Genomic DNA, 1213 nt, shown 5'->3' on the forward strand with positions numbered 1-1213 from the left:
CAACATCGGGGTGAAACCTTCGGGGAGTAGCCCCTTATTTTTATTCAACTAACGTTTCAACTGGAATCTTTTTGTCGGACAGTAGTGATATTCTTTATGTGTCGGATAAAAAAGGAAATGGATTAAAGCCTATTACTTCTAATTATGAGAATGCAATATCTATTGACATTTATGACAAACAAGGATTTGCATTGATAAAGTTGCAGCGTGATTTGGACAAGGATAATGATTTCGAATCGGATGATAAAGACTATTATTATATTCGACTTGATTTAAATACAATAACACTAGGAAATAAAATTGAGATAAATAATTAACTGGCCACAATAAATAGGACTTTATGCGGCACGAAGTGCCCAGCGAGAGGTCCCGGTTGAACTACATCCCGGGTTAAACGGTTTCTTTCTATGGGGTTTTCAACGGGTTTATTCCTTGTGGAGAACGCTTTATTAGTATAAGGGACAACTAACTACCGGTAAACAATATCGGGGTATTAATAGTTAGCTCCACGTTAGGGTTGCATAGCATTAGTTCGACGTAGCCATTCTGGTAATTTATGATTCGGAAGGCCTGTTACCGAATTGCATTGTTTGCGCAGCCGGATTCTCTTCGGCCTGAAAGGCCTACCCGTAAAAGTACAGGGCGCAGCCCTGTGTGAAAGCAAATACCCGATTGAGCAGCGAGTATTACAAAAAGGTTCCTCCACACTAGCTGCGGCACTCGTATGCTACGCACCTGCTGGCGGCAGACACCGATTTGCGCTATATTCAAGAGCTACTGGGGCACAAGAGCAGAAAAACCACAGAAATATATACCCACGTGAGCACGCAGAGCCTAAAAAAAAATATCAAATCACCCTTCGACGATATGTGAAAAAATATTCTACCTTTGAAATATAAACCCAACAAAGTTGGGTTTATAAACGAGTTGGCAGCAATAATTGGACTTGAGACCGATTTCTTTTCGTTAGGATATTTTTTGAAATAAGACTAAATTTGTGGACTAAATCTCTATAGCAGTTATATAATGATAAAGACAATTAAGATAACAAATTTTTTAAGCTTTGATGTCAAGTTTCACAAGATTGTTTATGACAACTTGTTTGATTAATATATTTCAAACCTAAATTCAAGTAACAAATGCAACTTATAGGATTGATTGGAGAGAAAGGAATTGCATTTTTTCAGAACAGGAAGATGAGAATTACTCACCT

At 37.8% G+C, this 1213-nt stretch carries 1 protein-coding gene; it reads left to right on the forward strand.

All coding sequences use genetic code 11. The features are described 5' to 3' along the window. The first annotated feature begins 711 nt into the window (after nucleotides 1-711). Nucleotides 712-873 (forward strand): tyrosine-type recombinase/integrase, encoded by a 162-nt coding sequence (locus BLS65_RS19110; RefSeq protein ID WP_092441127.1) that lies wholly within the window; start codon nucleotides 712-714, stop codon nucleotides 871-873. Nucleotides 874-1213 lie beyond the last annotated feature (340 nt).

It is taken from the genome of Williamwhitmania taraxaci, assembly GCF_900096565.1.
Classification (GTDB): Bacteria; Bacteroidota; Bacteroidia; order Bacteroidales; family Williamwhitmaniaceae; genus Williamwhitmania; species Williamwhitmania taraxaci.